Annotated in this window: 19 protein-coding genes and 2 pseudogenes; 3 read left to right on the forward strand and 18 right to left on the reverse strand. The window is 60.3% G+C overall.

Going from position 1 to position 18,378, the window contains the following annotated elements; all coding sequences use genetic code 11:
- Positions 1–38: 38 nt before the first annotated feature.
- The 7 genes and pseudogenes from OYW20_RS18665 to OYW20_RS18695 all read right to left on the reverse strand — a co-directional run.
- Positions 39–164: pseudogene (locus OYW20_RS18665) on the reverse strand (LysR family transcriptional regulator); the annotation flags it as partial.
- 369 nt (positions 165–533) lie between these two features.
- Complete coding sequence (locus OYW20_RS18670; protein ID WP_268797405.1) at positions 534–2,144, reverse strand: gamma-glutamyltransferase family protein; 1,611 nt, start codon at positions 2,142–2,144, stop codon at positions 534–536.
- Between the two features lie 22 nt (positions 2,145–2,166).
- On the reverse strand, positions 2,167–2,946 hold the full coding sequence (locus OYW20_RS18675) for an amino acid ABC transporter ATP-binding protein (RefSeq protein ID WP_268797406.1): 780 nt from the start codon (positions 2,944–2,946) through the stop codon (positions 2,167–2,169).
- A 2-nt stretch (positions 2,947–2,948) separates the two neighbouring features.
- A complete protein-coding gene (locus OYW20_RS18680) occupies positions 2,949–3,725 on the reverse strand; it encodes an amino acid ABC transporter permease (protein ID WP_268797407.1) in 777 nt (258 codons plus the stop codon).
- 12 nt (positions 3,726–3,737) lie between these two features.
- A complete protein-coding gene (locus OYW20_RS18685; protein ID WP_268797408.1) occupies positions 3,738–4,547 on the reverse strand; it encodes an ABC transporter substrate-binding protein in 810 nt (269 codons plus the stop codon).
- A gap of 75 nt (positions 4,548–4,622) precedes the next feature.
- Entirely contained in the window at positions 4,623–5,291 is a 669-nt protein-coding gene (locus OYW20_RS18690; RefSeq protein WP_268797409.1) for a GntR family transcriptional regulator, read from the reverse strand.
- 339 nt (positions 5,292–5,630) lie between these two features.
- A complete protein-coding gene (locus tag OYW20_RS18695; RefSeq protein WP_268797410.1) occupies positions 5,631–6,251 on the reverse strand; it encodes a polyribonucleotide nucleotidyltransferase in 621 nt (206 codons plus the stop codon).
- Positions 6,252–6,463: 212 nt separating this feature from the next.
- Between OYW20_RS18695 and OYW20_RS18700 the strand changes: the two genes are divergently transcribed.
- The 3 genes from OYW20_RS18700 to OYW20_RS18710 all read left to right on the forward strand — a co-directional run bounded on the left by OYW20_RS18700 (position 6,464) and on the right by OYW20_RS18710 (position 8,485).
- Positions 6,464–6,688 (forward strand): DUF1203 domain-containing protein, encoded by a 225-nt coding sequence (locus tag OYW20_RS18700; protein WP_268797411.1) that lies wholly within the window; start codon positions 6,464–6,466, stop codon positions 6,686–6,688.
- A gap of 110 nt (positions 6,689–6,798) precedes the next feature.
- The gene (locus OYW20_RS18705) at positions 6,799–7,047 is read left to right on the forward strand and encodes a hypothetical protein (RefSeq protein ID WP_268801181.1); all 249 of its coding nucleotides are present in this window, start codon (positions 6,799–6,801) and stop codon (positions 7,045–7,047) included.
- A gap of 211 nt (positions 7,048–7,258) precedes the next feature.
- Positions 7,259–8,485: an MFS transporter gene (locus tag OYW20_RS18710; RefSeq protein WP_268797412.1), complete on the forward strand. Its 1,227-nt coding sequence runs from the start codon at positions 7,259–7,261 to the stop codon at positions 8,483–8,485.
- A gap of 31 nt (positions 8,486–8,516) precedes the next feature.
- Here the strand turns inward: OYW20_RS18710 and OYW20_RS18715 are convergent, their stop codons facing one another.
- From OYW20_RS18715 to OYW20_RS18765, 11 genes and pseudogenes are all read right to left on the reverse strand, one after another.
- Positions 8,517–9,599: a protein-glutamate methylesterase/protein-glutamine glutaminase gene (locus OYW20_RS18715; protein WP_268797413.1), complete on the reverse strand. Its 1,083-nt coding sequence runs from the start codon at positions 9,597–9,599 to the stop codon at positions 8,517–8,519.
- Positions 9,562–10,095, reverse strand: a complete 534-nt coding sequence (gene cheD, locus OYW20_RS18720; RefSeq protein ID WP_268797414.1) for a chemoreceptor glutamine deamidase CheD — start codon at positions 10,093–10,095, stop codon at positions 9,562–9,564. Before cheD ends, OYW20_RS18715 begins: the two co-directional genes overlap by 38 nt.
- Positions 10,092–10,901 carry a CheR family methyltransferase gene (locus tag OYW20_RS18725; protein ID WP_268797415.1) on the reverse strand — a complete coding sequence of 270 codons (810 nt, stop codon included), beginning with the start codon at positions 10,899–10,901 and terminating at the stop codon, positions 10,092–10,094. Before OYW20_RS18725 ends, cheD begins: the two co-directional genes overlap by 4 nt.
- A gap of 9 nt (positions 10,902–10,910) precedes the next feature.
- Positions 10,911–11,450 (reverse strand): chemotaxis protein CheW, encoded by a 540-nt coding sequence (locus tag OYW20_RS18730; protein ID WP_268797416.1) that lies wholly within the window; start codon positions 11,448–11,450, stop codon positions 10,911–10,913.
- Between the two features lie 36 nt (positions 11,451–11,486).
- A complete protein-coding gene (locus OYW20_RS18735; protein ID WP_268797417.1) occupies positions 11,487–13,145 on the reverse strand; it encodes a methyl-accepting chemotaxis protein in 1,659 nt (552 codons plus the stop codon).
- A 29-nt stretch (positions 13,146–13,174) separates the two neighbouring features.
- Positions 13,175–15,223: pseudogene (locus OYW20_RS18740) on the reverse strand (chemotaxis protein CheA).
- Between the two features lie 43 nt (positions 15,224–15,266).
- Positions 15,267–15,551: an STAS domain-containing protein gene (locus OYW20_RS18745; protein WP_268797418.1), complete on the reverse strand. Its 285-nt coding sequence runs from the start codon at positions 15,549–15,551 to the stop codon at positions 15,267–15,269.
- Between the two features lie 23 nt (positions 15,552–15,574).
- Positions 15,575–15,943: a response regulator gene (locus OYW20_RS18750; protein WP_268797419.1), complete on the reverse strand. Its 369-nt coding sequence runs from the start codon at positions 15,941–15,943 to the stop codon at positions 15,575–15,577.
- A 9-nt stretch (positions 15,944–15,952) separates the two neighbouring features.
- Positions 15,953–17,167, reverse strand: a complete 1,215-nt coding sequence (locus OYW20_RS18755; protein WP_268797420.1) for a methyl-accepting chemotaxis protein — start codon at positions 17,165–17,167, stop codon at positions 15,953–15,955.
- A 174-nt stretch (positions 17,168–17,341) separates the two neighbouring features.
- Positions 17,342–17,779, reverse strand: a complete 438-nt coding sequence (locus OYW20_RS18760; protein ID WP_268797421.1) for a nucleoside deaminase — start codon at positions 17,777–17,779, stop codon at positions 17,342–17,344.
- Positions 17,780–17,840: 61 nt separating this feature from the next.
- On the reverse strand, positions 17,841–18,344 hold the full coding sequence (locus OYW20_RS18765) for a hypothetical protein (protein WP_268797422.1): 504 nt from the start codon (positions 18,342–18,344) through the stop codon (positions 17,841–17,843).
- Between the last annotated feature and the right edge of the window lie 34 nt (positions 18,345–18,378).

Raw genomic sequence — 18,378 nt, forward strand, 5'->3', positions numbered from 1 at the left:
TGTCGATTTGGTTTCACCCGACGATCAACCGCTGATTGCGGCCATTGCTCAAGCAGTATTGAGACGAAGTTTTTCGCCGCTGGCGAAAGCGATGATCCCCGACGGTAGACCAAGCCCAAAGAGCGATTCACAACCGGCTCTATCAACGGGACGCTCATCAACGAAGAAACTGAGATATAGCTTTGCGAAATACTTAGTTTTTTTGAGCATTATGCAAGTCCCGAGATGAGCCTTTCCCTGGCAGTTGTGAAGGGGTGTAAGTGCTCAATATGTAGGCTGGCCTGCAGAGGATCTGCATTACCCAAGCACCAGTCACTATGTCGGCGTTTTTTCTTGGCGTACGCTGCACGAGCAAGTACGTCGAAAGATCAAATAACGGATGCACGGAGGCCCGGGTTGGCGCTTTCAATACCTGTATCAACGTACGCCAACCCACCATCGCGAAGATCAAACAACTCATCACTGATGCTTATGGCACCGCCCCTGAACTGCTCCCTCAATATCATCCGTCGGGCTCATCGCTTGCGCAGCCGCTACCAAGCCGCGATATGCGAATCCGCCCGTGGCTCAGTGCCCCCGCACAACACGCCGGTGACCGGGTCACGCAGGATGATCTGCCCACGCCCGTAGTCGGTGAGGTCGCTGTCGGTCTGCACCTTATGCCCGCGCCGCGTCAGCGCATTGACCAAGTCGCGGGACGCACCGTGTTCGATGCCGACCTTTATGTCGCCCAGCCATTGCCAGCGCGGTGCGTCGAGGGCCGCCTGGGGGTTGAGGCCGAAGTCCACCAGGTTCATCACCATCTGCACATGGCCCTGGGGCTGCATGTAGCCGCCCATCACGCCGAACGGTCCAAGGGCCTCGCCGTCCTTGCTGAGAAAACCCGGGATGATGGTGTGGAAGGTTTTCTTGCCCGGCGCCAGGCAGTTGGCATGCCCCTCATCGAGGCTGAATTCCTGCCCGCGATTCTGCAGGGCGATGCCACTGCCGGGCAGCACCACCCCGGAGCCGAAGCCGTGGTAGTTGCTCTGGATGAACGAGACCATATTGCCTTCGGCGTCGGCGGTCGCCAGGTAAACCGTGCCGCTGGCGTGGGGGTCGCCGGGTTTGGGCGGCTGGGCCTGCTCGCCGATCTGGTCACGGCGACGGGTGCTGTAGTCGTCGCTCAGCAGGTCGGCCACCGCCACGCGCATGTGCGCTGGGTCGGTGATGTAGTGCAGGCCGTCGCTGTAGGCCAGCTTCATGGCTTCCAGCTGGCGATGCCAGGTTTGCTGGCTGTCGCGGTGATCGAAGCTGAAGCCTTCGAGAATCTTCAGCGCCATCAGTGCGACCAGGCCCTGGCCGCTGGGCGGGATTTCCCAGACATCCACGCCACGGTAATTGATGTGGATCGGCTCCACCCACTGCGCTCGGTAACCCTTGAGGTCGCTGGCGCGCAGGTAGCCACCGCTGGCGCGCGAATGTGCATCCAGGCGCTCAGCCAGAGCGCCGCGATAAAGGCTTTCGCAGCCAGTGGCGGCGAGTTCTTCCAGGGTTCGGGCCTGGGCCGGGTTGCGGAAAATCTCGCCCGCTTGGGGCGCGCGTCCATCAATGAGGAACGTGTCGAACCAGGCTTGCAGCACTTCGTCGCGGTGCGGGCTGAATTCGTTCAAGGATATCTGCCATTGATGGGCAACCACCGGCGACAACGGAAAACCGTCGCGTGCCAGGCTGATGGCCGGCTGCAGCAAATCGGCAAACGGCAACTTGCCGAAGCGTTGAGACAGCTCGGCCCAGGCCGATGGGCAGCCCGGCACAGTGACCGGGGTCCAGCCGTATAGCGGCATCTGTTGATGCCCCGCCGCCTTGACCGCCTCGATACTCAAGGCGGCCGGCGCATGGCCGTTGCCGTTCAGGCCATGCAACTGACCCCTGCACCACACAAGGGCAAACGCATCGCCGCCTATGCCGCAGCCAGTGGGCTCGACGACGGTGAGCGCCGCCGCTGTGGCGATGGCGGCATCAATGGCGTTGCCGCCTTTTTGCATGATCTGGATACCGGCCTGGGCCGCCAGCGGCTGGGATGCCGCGACCATGCCCCGACGCGCAAATACGCTCTGGCGTTGTGACGGGTAAGGGTATTCGTGAGCGGAAAATTTCAACATGGCAAAGGCTCTTCAAAAAAGGTCATAACACGCGGCTGAGAAACGCCCGGGTACGCGGATGGCTGGGGTGGCTGAAAATCTGCTCCGGCGGTCCTTGTTCGATCAGCTCGCCCTGATCAAGCACCACCACGCGATCGGCCACTTCACGGGCAAAGCCCATTTCATGGGTGACTACCACCATGGTCATGCCCTCCTCGGCCAGTTCCTTCATAACCTGCAGGACCTCGCCGACGGTTTCCGGGTCGAGGGCGCTGGTAGGTTCGTCGAACAGCATCGCCTGGGGTTTCATCGCCAGCGCACGAGCAATCGCCACCCGTTGCTGCTGGCCGCCGGAGAGCATCGACGGATAATGGCTGGCCTTGTCCGCCAGGCCGACCCGCGCCAGTAAGCCGCGAGCCTGTTCCAGCGCCGCGGCACGCGGTACGCCGAGTACCTGAATCGGCGCTTCGATGATGTTCTCCAACGCGGTCATGTGCGGGAACAGATTGAAGCGCTGGAACACCATGCCGATGTCGCGGCGCTGGCGGGCGATGTTGCGCTCCGAATCGCGCACCAGGCTGCCATCGGCGCGTTCGCGATAACCCATGTCGCGGCCGTTGACGCGAATGCGCCCGCCCTGGATGTCTTCAAGCAGGTTGATGCAGCGGATAAAGGTGGTCTTGCCGGAGCCGGAGGCGCCGATCAGCACCACCACTTCGCCGCGCCGTACTTGCAGGGAGATGCCCTTGAGGATCTGCAACTCGCCGAACGACTTCTGGATATCCTGTGCGTCAATGATCAGCTCTTCACTTTGGTGCGCCATGGTTAACGTCCCCTCAGCAGTTTCAGGGTGCTGCGACCGAACATTCGGCTGGCGGCCGGAGGTGGCGACGAAGGTCGATCGGACTGGCCGAAGCGGTTTTCGAGCCAGCGCTGGAAAAAGCCCCACAGGGTGGTCAACGTCAGGAAGTAAATCGCGACAACCAGGTACAACTCGAATACGCGAAACGTCGCCGAGGTCACCATCTGCGTGCTGAGCAACAACTCTTGCACCCCGATCACACTGACCAGCGTGGTGTTCTTGAGCATCACATTGAACTCATTGCCCAGCGGCGGCACGATCACCCGAAACGCCTGGGGCAGCACAATGCGCCGCATCAGCTTGCCGAACCCCATGCCCAGGGAACGCCCGGCTTCGTACTGGCCCTTGTCCACCGCGCCGATGCCGGCGCGGATGATTTCGGCCATGTACGCGCCTTCATTCAGCCCAAGGGCGATGATCGCCGCCTGGATATTGCCGGGGATGATCAGCCCAAACAGCTCGATGTCCTCGAAGCGGAAGATCCCGCCCGCTGCCAGTGCGGTGTACAAAAACACGATCTGCACCAGCAGCGGCGTGCCGCGCATCAGCCACACGTAAAGGCGTACCGGCAAATGCAGCAGCGGGTTCTTCGACAGGCGCAACAGCGCCGCCGCCAAGCCCAGCGCACAGCCGAGCAGCATCGCCAGCACGCTGATCAGGCAAGTCAGCCACAACCCGGTGAGGTAGACCCCACTGGGCTGCAGCAGGTATTGCCAGAACACATCCCAATTGAAATTCATCGTTTTAGAACCTCAGTCGAGTGTGTCGCTGCTGACATGCCATTTGTTGAGCAATTGCGCATAGCTCCCGTCGCTGCGCATGTCGCTGATGATCTGCTGCACGGCGGCGGTCAGTTGCGGGTCGTCCTTGCGCATGCCCAAGCCAGTGAGGATGCGGCTGAATGCAGGCACCCCTTCCTGGAACAGATCCGGGGCCATCGCAGCGTAGTAACCGGCGGTTTCAACGGTGGTGCCATAGGCGTCGACCTGGCTGATGCGCAGCGCCTGGAAGGCATCGGTGTCGGTGTTGTAGACCACCATCTTCATCGGTGGCTTGCCGGCCTTGGCGAGGCTTTCGTTCTGGGTGTCCAGAAGGGTCTTGATGGTGGAACCGTTGAGCACCGCCACCTTATGCGCGGACAGGTCATCCAGGGTCTTTAGGCCTTTGGGGTTGCCCTTGGGTACCACCACCGCCTGGCTGGAGTACATGTAGTTGACGATGTCGATCACCTGACGGCGCTCGGGCTTGTCGAACAACTGGTCGACGATCATGTCGCACTGCTGGGCAAGCAGCGCCGGCACCAGGCCGGAAAACGGAATGACCCGCCACTGCACGTTTTTATTGCCCAGGCGCTTGGCGATTTCCAGGCCCAGGTCAACCGTGAGCCCACGCGGTTTCTGGGATTCGTCGAAGGAAACCAGCGGCGGTGAATCCATCCCCGAGCAGTATGTGAGCTTGTCGACCTTTTGCAGACGCTCCGGCACCAGGGGCGCGGCAAACGCCCATTGTGTGCAGAGGCCAAGGGTTACAGCCACCAGCAAGGCGCGGTGTTGTTTATGCATGACCAGACACTCCACTTCGTTGAATAACGGGGCAGGATCGACGTCGAAACATGGGCGGGTTCAGACCCGCCTCTCTTATTTTTCCAATTGCAGAAATTGAATCAGCAGCGGTACGGTGCTTTCGATGTGTTCGCACACCACGGCTTCGGCGCGGGCGGCGTCACCGGCGCGGATCGCGTCGAGGATTACCGCGTGTTCCTGGCGCGCGCTGAGGGGTTTTTCGCTGTGCTGCAGCCACAAGCGCATGGGAGCCTCTACCAGCGAATACAACGCCGAAATCTGCTTCAGCAAGCGCGGCCGGCCGCTGAGCCCGCACAGGTATTCGTGAAAGGCGCGGTGGCGACGGACCCACGCTGCGCTCTCGTCGCGGTAATCATCCATCTCGTCCAACAGCCGCTCCAGAGCCGCCATCTGGCGCTCCCCAATGCGGCTGACCGCGACGCGCACCGCCAGGCCTTCAAGTGCACTACGCATCTCGAACACCTCTTGCAGCTCATCGATATCCAGACCGCTGACGATGGCACCGCGATTGGGCCGCAGCGTTACCAGGCCCTGAGCATCCAGGCGGCGGAATGCTTCGCGCACCGGCATGCGACTCATGCCGATTTCGCCGGCAATATCCTCGGCAATCAGGCGATCGCCTTTGCGGAAACGGCCGCCGCAGATGGCATCGAGGAGGAAGTTGTAGGCCTCTTCTTCTGCAGTGAGAGGCTGGCGGTCAACGTAAGCGGGGGCAAATTGCATTGGCAGCCTCTTTGTATTTTTGTATCCAATTATCCATGAATGCAACAAAGCATGGTGCGTGCCAATAACCCTTGTTGAAGGTTAACTGACTGATTCAAATGCAATTTTTGGTTGATACGCGGGAGAGATGTCGCAAGAAAATAGAGCCGTGTGCTACCAGATGGCACAGCGCCGGCCCGTTTCTGTGCAGGGAAGTAGCGAGTTGCGATAGATGTTGGCTTTGCCGGACTACCGCAGTTACCTAATCGACCGAGTTGTTATCGCTGATGCTGAATTGACCCTGATAGCGAGTACGGGTCGGGCGAGCGAGCCAGTCATGCCTGACTCACTCAGCCGTATCTATTCGCCGATAACGGTATTGACCAGCGCGGCGTGGGCTTTGGGGTTGTCTGCGTTGGTCAGCACCGTCACCACAGCAGACTGTGTGCTGGAGGCTGCCACAACCGAGGTCGCGAGCATCTGCTTACCACCCAGATTGAAAGAGGTGTCTAGCTGACGCAAGCCCAGCCCATTGGCTTTTAAGACGCTCTTTTCTCCTAGTTTTTTAAAGTCTTTGTAGCTTGAGCTCTGCTCCAATTCTGTGCCCTTCACAATAGCGCTCAATGTGAAGTCGTCATCGTCGGAGTCAGCGTCCACCAATAGCGGCATCTGTGCGGTGATCAGCAAACTTTTTTCTGCAGTGCTGAGGTAGCTTGCACCTTTTGCCCCCATCGCTATGGCTCTGGGGTCCAGTGGATTAGGGTCTTTGGCATATCCGGCAGGTATGTTGAACGAGAACTTGCCCCCCAGCATCGAGGCCTGTTCTGCGGTGTAGCTGCTACTGGCCTCCGGAGGCGACGAGGCGGCATGGGCTATCGAGGCACCAAGGCTAACGGATACAGCAAAGCTCAGGGCCAAGCCCAATGCAGCGTTTTTAAGAGGTCGGTTCGTCATGGCAGGCAAATTCCATTTATTCAACATCGTTCAATTCCTGGAAAAATAATGACGGTAAGACGCGCACGATTCAAAACGCCGGTAAGAGCCGCGCTTGCGAATTAGCTGACATGCGCTCTGTACGTTCGTTCACGTTAGCGCTGAGTCTGCAGCGACCCGGGCCCTATTGTGCTGGTTGGTGCCAGCCGGCCGATACGCCTTACCGCGCCTCGCACGCGATCTTCTTACGGGAACGCGCGATGCAAAAATATGACGCAGTCGGTCAGGTTCCTGAATCCATGCGAATTCGCCTCCTCTCACGGCGCACTTATAACCGGAGCGGCATGATGCTTGATGCGGAGGTTGTCGCCGGGACAGAAATAGAACATGTAGTCGTCCGAATGCTTGCCGATCCGAATGTCAGTCACCTTCACGTTCACCATGCCAGGCAAGGATGTTACGCCGTACGGATAGATAGGGCTTAGTCCTCACCTGACGCATCAAAAAGATTGAACCGCTTTTAAACGCGTTCGCCTAATGATCAGCTTGTGGATATTCCCACATGCCATGTGCCAATGACGGCACACTCCGAGAGGTGGTTCACGTGGCTAAAGACGACAAGAAAAGCAAAGGTGAAGCTTCGAAAGCCAGCAAGGATTTGAAGGATAAAAACGCATCCCCGGCAAAGAAATCAGCCGCCGCTTCAGCGCTTTCAAAATCTTCCGAAAAGAAAGACAAGAAAAAAGACGCTGAGCCAAAGAAGTCTGAAAAGAAAGCGGACAGCAAGCCAGAAAAGGCCAAGAAGTCCGAGAAAGCAGAAAAGCCTGCGAAAAAGAAGAAGTGACATCTTCTGTATGCTAGGGCTCTACGCCCTAGCGTCCACACGCTGCCCGGATCGGGAGCGCTGCCTGACCCGTCTCATCGATTGCACTGATGATTACTATCGAAATACCCCCCTGTGTGGTTGCCAGAGCCGCCTCCTATAATCGCCCCCCGATTTGTCCCCGCTCTCTCCGCCTGCCTTCAGGCGACATTCTCCTCTGGAACCCAGACTTATGCCCAGCGCCAGCCAAGCCCCTCACAGCCCCCCCGAGCACAGTCAACAGAGCGTCAAACAGCAGTGGCTGGCGATTCTTTCGGTCGCCGTGGGTGCCTTCGCCCTGGTGACCAGTGAGTTTCTCCCGGTAGGCGTGCTCAACGATGTCGCCAGCGATCTGGGCATCAGCGCAGGCCACGCCGGGCTGATGATTACCCTGCCCGGCATCATGGCCGCCCTCGCCGCCCCTTTGCTGTCTGTGGGCATTGGCGCCATGGACCGACGTTATCTGCTTATTGCCTTGACGCTGCTCATGATCATCGCCAACTCGGTGGTGGCTTACGCCAGTGACTTCAGTCTGCTGCTGTTCGGCCGTGTACTGCTGGGCATCAGCATCGGCGGGTTCTGGGCCACGGCCATTGCCCTCAGTGGCCGACTGGCGCCCAAGGGCGTGGGTGTCGCACAGGCTACCTCGATCATCATGGTCGGTGTGACCCTCGCGACTGTGTTGGGCGTGCCCGTCGGCACTTGGCTGAGTGGCCTGATGGGCTGGCGCATGACCTTTCTGGTAACCGCGATCGTGGGCATACCGGTGCTGCTGGCGCAGATCTTCCTGCTGCCGCGGCTTACCCCGGACAAAGCCATTCGCATCAGTGACCTGCCGGCCTTGTTCATCAATCCACAAGCCCGGGTGGGATTGATCGCGGTGTTGCTGATTGGTCTTGCGCACTTTGCCGCGTACACCTATGTCGCGCCCTTTTTCAAACAAAGCGCCGGCTTCGATGGGCCGACGATTGGCTCACTGCTGCTGCTCTACGGGATCGCCGGGGTGATGGGCAATGTCTTTGCCGGTTTCGCCGCCAACCGAAGCGTGCGCAACACCCTGCTACTGGTCGCACTGATGATCGGCATCAGCACCGCGCTGTTCCCCTATTTCGCCACCGGCATGACCGGCGCAGCGATGTTGATCGCGCTCTGGGGCTTCGCGTTCGGCGCCTTCCCGGCATGCGCCAGTATCTGGATGTTCGTCGTAGCGCCCAAGGACGTCGAACGCGGCATGCCGCTGTTCGTCGCCTTATTCCAAGTGATCATTGCGTTGGGCTCGTTCTTCGGCGGGCAGATCGTCGACCAACTGGGCAGCTCGGTGCTGTTGAGTCTGGCCACGGTCTTGGTGGGCTGCGGCTTTGTCACGGTGCTTGTGTTGGGGCGTAATGTCAGCAATCACCTGGCCGCCCAATCCTGCTAACCAGGTAGTTCTTGCAGGCTGGCGCTCCACTTCACTTGTACAAGATCGCCTGATGAATGTTCTCCAGCGCCATGATGCGCTGGGCGGCATTGAGTTTGATTGCCTCCTTGGGCATGCCGAACACCACGCAACTGGCCTCGTCCTGGGCAACGGTGGCAGCTCCGGCATCCAGCATCTCCTTGAGCCCGCGCGCGCCATCGTCGCCCATGCCGGTCATGATGATGCCGGTGGCGTTCTTGCCGGCGAACTTGGCCACCGAGCGAAACAACACATCCACTGAAGGCCGATGCCGGTTGACCAGCGGACCGTCGATAACCTGGGCGTGATAGTAGGCGCCGCTGCGGGTGACCATCAGGTGCTTGCCACCGGGGGCGATCAGCGCCAGGCCGGGCAGGATGCGGTCGTTGCTGCGCGCTTCACGCACCTCGATCTCACAGATGCTGTTGAGGCGCTCGGCAAAGGAGGCGGTGAATTTCTCTGGCATGTGCTGCACGATCACCATGCCGGGGCAGACCCTCGGCAGCGCCGTCAGCACTGCTTCCAGCGCCTGAGTACCACCCGTGGAAGTGCCGATGGCGACGATACGTTCAGTGGTCTGAGCCATGGCCTGGCCATTGGCGGCAGGCAGAATCGCATCCGCGCTGAGCTTGCCGGCCGGGGCACGTAACGGCGCGGGGCTGGCGCTGCGCTTTCCCAGGTTTCTGACGTTGGAGTTCGCCGCAGCGCGTATCGCTGCGACCAACTCGGCGGCCGATTCAATCAGGAAATTCTTCAGCCCGGTCGTGGGTTTGGTGATGATTTCCACAGCGCCCGCCGACAGCGCCTGCAGGGAGGTTTCCGCGCCTTTCTGGGTCAGCGAGGAACAGATCACCACCGGCGTCGGCCGCTCGCTCATGATTTTTTTGAGAAAGGTAATGCCATCCATTCGCGGCATTTCCACGTCCAGTACGATCACATCCGGCCATTCCCGGGCGAGCTTGTCCATGGCAAAAATCGGATCGGAAGCGGCGCCCATCACGTGAATATCCGGCGTGTCGCTGAGAATCGCCAGCAGCACCTGCCGCACCACTGCCGAGTCATCGACTAGTAGCACACTGATTTTTTTGGTAGGCATCTTGTTGAAGTGTTCCCATTGGTTGGTGCCGAACCCAGACATTGCCGTTCCACACGTCGAACATGATCGTGCGGTGACCGGTGCTGCCCATGTCCTGAGCAGTCAGGTGCAGGTGGTAGCGCTCGGCCAGGGCCAGCGCCGCGCTAATATTCAGGCTCGCTACGTCCCGCGTGCGCAGATCGCGCGACTGATCGGGAAACATCCTGCCGCCGCCGAACAGCTTGACCTGGTAATCCTGTGCATGCGTGCCATTGGCGAGGACGTGCCCAAGCAGCAGCTCCATCGCCTCATCGCCATATCGGCCGTCCAGCGGCTGGTCGTTACGCTGGCGCCCTGGCAGCATGAAGTGACACATGCCGCCGATCCGCCGTTGCGGGTGCCAAAAGGTGATCGCCACGCAGGAGCCGAGCAACGTGCGCAAACGCGTCGGCCGCGTAGCAAAACTGACCTGGCCGGGAGCCAATATCACTTCGGCCGCGCCGACAGGCTTTTTCATGGCTTGCGGTAAATCGAGGGTGCCACCAGCTTCAAGGTGTCATTTACACCGTTGAGACTTTCCGAGTGGCTGATGATCAAATAACCGCCAGGCTTGAGCAGGGGCAGCATTCGTGCGACGACCTGGGTCTTGGTCGGCTGATCGAAATAAATCATCACGTTGCGCAGGAAGATCACCTCGAACTCGCCAAGGGCGGGCAGCGCTTCGTTGAGATTGACCTGGACAAAATTGACGCGGTTACGCAAAGCCTTATCGACCAGGAAGGTGCCCTCCTGGCGGCCGATGCCCTTCAGGCAATACTTGACCAGCAGCGGCTGGGGCAATGTCTCGGCACGCTCCATGGCGTAATGACCGCTGCGCGCCTTGGCCAGCACTTGGGTGCTGATGTCCGAGCCGACCACTTCCCAAGGGGTAGTGCCAAGGCTCTCGGCCAGGGTCATCGCCAGGCTGTAGGGTTCTTCACCTGAGGAGCTGGCCGCGCTCCAGACCCGAAACACCTTGCCCGGCGAAGCCTTGGGCAGCACCTGCTGGCGCAGGAAGTCGAAGTGCTTGGGCTCGCGAAAAAAATAGGTTTCGTTGGTGGTCAGCAAATCCAGGGCAACTTGCAGCTCGCCCTTGCGCTGGTCATTCATGATCAGCTTGAAATACTCACCATAGCTTTGCAGCTCGTAGTGCTTGAGGCGCTTGAACAGGCGCCCGGCCACCAGGGCTTTCTTGGCGGGCGACAGGTTGATGCCCGCCGCACGGTACAGCCAGCTCTGGAACTGACTGAACTCACGATCATCGATGGAAGCGGTGTTTGGCATGTTCAGACCTCAACGCGGTTCGATGTCGAGGGACGGCGCCTGGCCGGCTTCGGCGAGGCTGGACATCTCATCGATGGACAGCACTTTGTCCACGTCCAGCACGATCACGAACTTGCCGACGACCTTGGCCATGCCGCTGATGAAGTCGGATCGAATCCGCGCGCCGAAGCTGGGCGGCGGCTCGATCTCAGCGGCCGGAATCTCCTGCACGGCAGACACTGTATCCACCAGCAAACCAATGTCCTGCGCCTGCCCCTCTTCGGTACTCGCCTCAATGATGATCACGCAGGAGCGCCGGGTGATCGCCGAGTTGGCACGACCAAAGCGCGCCGACAGATCGACCACCGGCACCACCGCACCGCGCAGATTGATCACGCCGCGCACGAAGGCGGGCATCATCGGCACAACGGTCAGGCTGCCGTATTCGATAATTTCCTTGATCCCCAGAATGCCGATGGCGAACATTTCGCCGCCGAGCATGAAGGTCAGGTACTGCGCGTCCTCATCCACCGCAACTGCGGTATGCCGAGTCGTCATCACTGCGCCCATGTCGTTCTCCCTGTAGGCCCGCATCGATTCTTGTGATCAGAAGCGGGTGAATTCGGATTCGTCCGGGGCACTGGCCATGCTGTACGCGAACGCTTTGCGCGGCGCCTGCGGCATCGGCCGTGGCGGCTGACGGCCGGGCTTGCTGCCCGGGCTGTCCACGCTGCTGCTTTTAACGGCGGCTCTGGGCGTTGCATCAAGCACGAAGAAGCTCATGGCCTGTTGCAGCTGCTCTGCCTGGCTACTCATTTCTTCGGCTGTGGCGGCCAGTTCCTCGCTGCTGGAGGCATTCTGCTGGGTCACCTGATTGAGCTGGGTCATCGCCGTATTGATCTGCGCCACACCTGCGGCCTGTTCCTCGGATGCAGCGCTGATTTCCTGCACAAGATCTGAAGTCTTGTTGATCGAGGGCACCATTTCGCCGAGCAACTTGCCGGCCTTCTCGGCCATGTCGACGCTGCTCGAAGACAGCTCGCCGATTTCCTGGGCCGCCACTTGGCTGCGCTCGGCGAGCTTGCGCACTTCGGCTGCCACCACCGCGAACCCCTTCCCATGCTCGCCGGCCCGAGCGGCCTCGATGGCGGCATTGAGGGCCAGCAGATTGGTCTGGTAGGCAATGTCATCGATGATGCTGATGCGTTGGGCGATTTTCTTCATCGCCACCACGGTCTGCTGTACCGATTCGCCGCCCTCGGTGGCTTCCTTGGCGGCTTTGCTGGCCATGCCATCGGTGACTTTGGCGTTTTCAGTGTTCTGGTTGATGCTGGCGCTCATCTGCTCGATCGACGCGCTCGTTTCCTCGACGCTGGCCGCCTGCTCACTGGTGGCCTGGCTCATCGATTGAGCGGTGGCGCTGACCTGCTCGGAAGCGCTGGCCAGGTTGTCGGCAGCGTTGCGCACTTCGCCGATAATGTGCCCCAACTTGCCGACCATATTGCGCATGGCGTTGAGCACCATGCCGGTTTCATCTTTCGTGCCCGGCTCGATGTGGGCATTGAGGTTGCCTTCGGCCAATTGCTCGGCGGCGGTTGCGGCTTGTCTCAGCGGGCGGGAAATGATCCGAGCGATGAAGACTGCTAGGCCCAGGCCGATCAACAGGGAAGCGACCAGCGCAACGATGATCGCCAGGCGTGCGCTTTCATACAACGCCGAGCCTTGGTCACCTGCAACGGTGGCGCCGGCGTCATCGAGCTCGACCATTTTCTGCAGGCGGTTGGTCAAATCATCAAAACGCGTTTTGGACTCCCCCCTGAGCAAGGCGCGTGCCTGGTCTTCCTGATTCTGCCGGGAAAGTTCAAGCAGCTGATTGCTGATCGCCAGGTAGCCTGCCCAGGCGCTTTTCGCACCAGCCAGGAGCTGACGATCTTCATCGTTCGACAGCAACTGCTCATAGGTGCCCATGCGGGTTTCGAACTGTTGACGGACTTCGACGGCATCACGCCCGGCCAGGGCCTTTTCCTCGGCGATATCGGTACTGATGTAGCGGTTTTCTTTCAAGCGATAGTTGGCGGCAAAAAAACGCATGCCTGCCGCTGCGCGCATGGAGGGCATCCAGTTACCCCTGATGTCCTGGGCCGCGTGGTTGACGGCGCCGAGCTGGTGGATGGCGAAGACGCCCATCGCAGCAGTGAGGGCCAGGACCACCAGGAATGAGCTGATCAACTTGGTGGAAATTTTAAGATCGTAGAACCATTTCATCGTGGAACCTCCATGGTGTTGCAAATACGTCAGCGAGCGACGACGGGTGGCGAGTAAGGCGCCTGGGGCGTGCGGGCTTCCAGTTGTACGATTTGGTTGAGCAATGCCGGTATATCGAGGATCAGGGCCACCGCGCCGCTGCCCAAAATGGTCGAGCCGCTGATGCCACGCAGAGCGCCGAACAACTTGCCCAAGGGCTTGATCACGGTCTGGAACTCACCGAGCAGGTCATCCACTACCAACCCGGCCTTGTGCTCGGCGTAGCGCACCACCACTACATTCTGGCGTCGAGCGGCACTGCCTTCATGGCTGAAGTGGTCGCGCAGGTACACCAGCGGCAACACCTCGCCACGTAGATCCAGATAGCCCTTGTCGCGGCTGGACTGGCGCTGGTGTTCGTCCAGCTCGATGCATTCCTGGACCATGTCCAGCGGAATCACGTAGGTGGATTTATCGATGCCGACCAGAAACCCATTGATGATCGCCAGGGTCAGCGGCAAGCGAATGCGTACCACGGTGCCTTGGCCGGGGCGGCTGTCCAGATCGACGGTCCCGCGCAACAGAGTGATGTTGCGCTTGACCACGTCCATGCCGACGCCACGCCCGGACAGATTGGTTACCGCCTCGGCGGTAGAGAACCCCGCTTCGAAGATCAGGTTGTAAATCTCCTGATCGGTGAGCACCGCACCGCTGGACACCAAACCGCGTTCCTGAGCCTTTTCCAGGATACGTTCGCGGTTGAGTCCGGCGCCGTCGTCGGCGATTTCGATCACGATACTTCCCGAGTCGTGGTAGGCATTGAGGCTCAGATGCCCCTTGACCGACTTGCCGGCTGCACGACGGGCCCCGGCGCTTTCGATACCGTGGTCCATGGCGTTGCGCAGCAGGTGCATCAGCGGGTCGCCGATCTTCTCGACGACGGTCTTGTCCAGTTCGGTTTCCGCGCCGCTGATGGTCAGTTCGATGTCCTTGCCCAGCTCCTGACTGATGTCGCGCACCACACGGCGGAAGCGGTTGAACGTGTCTCCGATGGGGATCATGCGCAAGTGCAGAGCGCCATCGAGGATCTCTTCCACCAGTCCCGATACCGTCGAGGTCGCCTCTTGCAGCGGGTCGTTGTTGCAGGAACGGGCCAGCAGGCTCGCGCCGGCGCTGGCAATCACCAGTTCGCCGACCAGGTTGATCAGTTAGTCGAGCTTGTCGGCGTTGACCCGCACGTAATTGCCGTCCCGAGGTTTCGCATCACCGGCCGCCGGCAGACGCTGCGGCGAAGCCGTCACCGGGCTTTGATCGGTCTGGGTGACCAACTCGCTACCGATGGCCGCAGCGCTGTCGAGCGCTACGTCGATTGCATCGATGCGCACTTCACAGTCGTCACGCACGAAATCGAACACTTCGTTGAGGGTGGCGTGGCTGGCCGTCGAGCGCAGGTCGATCTCGAAACCCAGGTAGCAGCTTTCCGGGTCCCAGCTGTCCAGAGCCGGGATGCTGTCGGTCAGGGTAGTGACCTGCGTCATCTGCCCCAAGGTCTCGAGGTAGCGCAGAAATGACAGCGGATCCATACCATTACGAAACACGTCCACACCGAAGCGCAGGGAGATGTGCCACAGCACCTCGGCGGGCGTGTCTGTGCAGGCGGCAGCTTCTGTGCGTTGAGCGGCGGTGTCCGCCACCTGGTCCGGCGCCTGATAGGCACTCAGCGCCTCACGCAATGCAGCTTCACGCTCAAGGGCTGCGGGCTGGAGCGCTTCCCCCCGACTGGCGACGACCTCGATCAACTCGAGCATATGATCGCCGCACTTGAGCAGCACCGCGATCAGCGTGGCGTCTACGGCCACACTGCTATCGCGCAGACGGTCGAGTACGTCCTCGACGATATGCGTAAAGCTTACGACAGGCTTGAGACCGAACAGGCCGGCGGAACCCTTGATGGTATGTGCGGCGCGGAAAATCGCGCCGATGGCATCCTGGTCTCCGGGCTCGCTTTCCAGTTGCAGCAGGGATTGCTCCATGACTTGCAACAGTTCGCGCGCCTCGACGATGAATGTCTGCTGTGCCTGATCGAGATTGATGCTCACCTGAACTTTCCTTGTCGATCAATGAACGGGGTGGCGCTGAGTATCAGGCCGTTCTGCGACACAGCTGCAGTGCCTGCGTAACCGCCAGGCTCTGGCCGGTCACGCTCAACACTGTGCCGGTGTTGTCGGCTGCACGCTGGATGACTGCGAGCAACTGCAGCCCGGCGCCATCCATTTCCGTGACCTGCGAGAGGTCCAGCATCAGACGTGGCGCCGCGCCCATCTGCGGCAGCAGCGACCCCGCCAGTTCAGCAACGGTGTAGATCGTGAGCTCGCCGTCAATGCACACGCGGGCAGTGTCGTCGAGTGTTTCGGCGGTTATCGGCATGGGGGCCTCCTTGGCGCCGGGGCTCAGGGCAGAATCAGTTTAGAAACTGCTGCCAGCATCTGCGCAGGCTGGAACGGCTTGACCACCCACGCCTTGGCGCCAGCCGCCTGACCTTCGGCCTTCTTCGATTCCTGGGACTCGGTGGTCAGCATGATGATCGGCGTGAACTTGTAGTTGGCCAGCTTCTTGACCTCCTTGACGAAGGTGATGCCGTCCATGTTTGGCATGTTCACGTCGCTGATGATCAGGTGCACTTTCTGCCCGGTAAGCTTGCCCAGCGCATCCTTGCCGTCGCACGCCTCGATCACGTCGTAACCGGCGCTTTTCAAGGCAATGCCCACCACTTGTCGCACGCTGCTGGAGTCGTCGACCACTAATACATTCTTCGCCATGTTGTACTCCTAAAAGAAGGTGATGTCCTGAGAGCTCTGCTGCACCGCCGCTTCTCCGTTATGGGTGCGCCGTTGCTCATCGGTGGCATAGGTGGCGTCCATGCGCGCCAGCCACTGCCGGGCGTCAATCGCCACCGCCTGGTCCGGCGACTGACTGGCCTGCAGGAGGTGGTCATGCAAAGCGTGGATGTTGTCCCGCACGTGGCTGAGGATTTGACTGACACGGTCCTGAAATTGGAGGTTGACCAGCACGTCGGTCATCTCATCCCGAATGCCGTAGCTTTCCTGCTTGAGCAGGTCAGCAGATTCGGCCAGGCGCCCGGTGATGTTCTGGAAGCGCTCAAGCACCATTTGGATGCTGTTCTCAGACGCGGCCACGGAGTGACTGTCCTGGTCGGCGCTGCTGGAGGCGGCGTGCACCAGTTGGGTGATGGCGTTATTGATGATGTCGACCTTGGCCGACATCTGCTGACCGGTTTCGCTGGATTTGCTCGACAGGCTGCGCACTGCATCGGCCACAACCGCGAAACCACGACCGGCTTCACCGGCACGCGCAGCTTCGATGGCGGCGTTGAGCGCCAGCAGGTTTGTTTGCGCGGCAATCGCCGCCACGTCGGCGGCCATGGTGCGCAGTTCACCGGTGTAGGCGGTCAGGCCACGGACTTGCGCCAGGGTCTGGTCACGGCTGGTTTGAGTGGCCTTGAGCGAATTGATCACCTGGCTCAGCTCACTGTCGCTGCGCGCCAGCACCTCAGGCGCGCCGTCGGCGGCCTGCCCGTCGAGTTCGCCGGCTGCGTGCTGCGAAGCCTGAACCGTTTCCTGCAATCGCGCGGCGATCCCGGTGAAACGGTTGGCCAGGCTCACAATCGCTTCTTCGGTCTGATGGCGCGAGCTTTCCACTTGCCGGGCCCAGATCGGCATGGCGCCCAGCAACACTTCATCGAGTTGTGCCCGGGAGGCAATGGCGTTGTGCGCCGCGTCCGCGTCTGACTGATCCGCCTGTGCCCAAGCAGTTGCTCGCAGCACCGCGTCACGCTGCGAAACAGCGTTCCAGGCACCAGCACCGAGACCGATCAGCACCAGTACAGAGCAGACAATGAGGTTGGACGTAGAGGTTGACTGAACAAGTGTCCATGTAACGGCGGGCACAACCGGAATGAAAGCGAACCAGAGAAAGCGCGGATGACCGGAAAGGGGAATGCGGGGGGTTTGCGGCTGGGCCATGGGTCCGATCCTTGAACACTGTTGCTGATGTAGACGACATAGGAGTTATCTGCCCATCACGTCGCAACTTTAGTCACTCCCGTTGCCTTCTGTCCGGTTTATAACAGGCGTGTTACCGGCGAGTGTATTAGGTCCTCCCATCCTGTTGGCGGGGGGCAGGAGGACCCACACAGCTCACTCGCCGATGTCTTCATTCCACAGTTCAGGCTTCTGGGCGATGAAGCGGGTCATGAGTTCCACGCAGCTGGCGTCGTGCACCACGTCCACTTGCACGCCGCGCGAGCGCAGTAACTCTTCTTCGCCCATGAATGTCTGGTTTTCGCCGACGATGATTTTGCGAATGCCGTACAGCAGGATGGCGCCGCTGCACATCGCACAGGGCGACAGGGTGGTGTAGAGCGTGGCCTCCCGGTAAACCCTGGCTGGCTGGCGTCCGGCGTTTTCGAAGGCGTCCATTTCGCCATGCTTGATCGCACTGCCCTCCTGCACGCGGCGGTTGTGGCCGCGGCCGATGATCTTGCCGTCGTGCACGATCACCGAGCCAATCGGTATGCCGCCCTCGGCCAGTCCTTTTTTAGCTTCGTCGATGGCCGCCTGCATGAATGCATCCATGGTTTCGATTCCCCGTTACTTCAAAAAAATATGTCTTGGCCGCGCTGCACAGCGCGGCGGCTCAAGGTTTGGCTTTCTTCAGCGCACTGTCCAGCGCAGTCGACACGTACACTTTGAGCAGCTCGCTGGAGCGCCCTTTCATGTCCATGCCGACATCGCGTTGTTTGGTTCGAAATTTGTTGGCCAGCGGTTGCGCAGGTTCCCCAACGTCGAGTTGCTTCAACTCTTCTGGCGTAAACGATTGCGCATACGCGGCGGCCAGGTTGCGGTCCCACTCAGGCTGATAGCGAGGTTGCAGGCTTTGCAGCTCGTCCTGCACCAGTGTCTGCGCCTGAGTGCGACCAACGGCGTCGACGATGGTGGCGAACGTGACGGTGCGCGAGGCAACCTGATAGCCAAGCCAGCCCAGGCTTTCGCCCAGATGATGGTCCTGCACGAACACTAACGCAGGCTCTGGCACTGAGTCCTCGGCCAAGACTTGGCCTGGCACGTTCAGCGCCAGGCAAAACAACGCACTCCACGTCACGTTCATCAACTTAAGCGCCGATGATCTGCGATACCTCATGTCCTCTCCCCGGGATTTTTCATGGGCCAAATCC

Source organism: Pseudomonas sp. BSw22131 (assembly GCF_026810445.1).
GTDB lineage: Bacteria > Pseudomonadota > Gammaproteobacteria > Pseudomonadales > Pseudomonadaceae > Aquipseudomonas > Aquipseudomonas huanghezhanensis.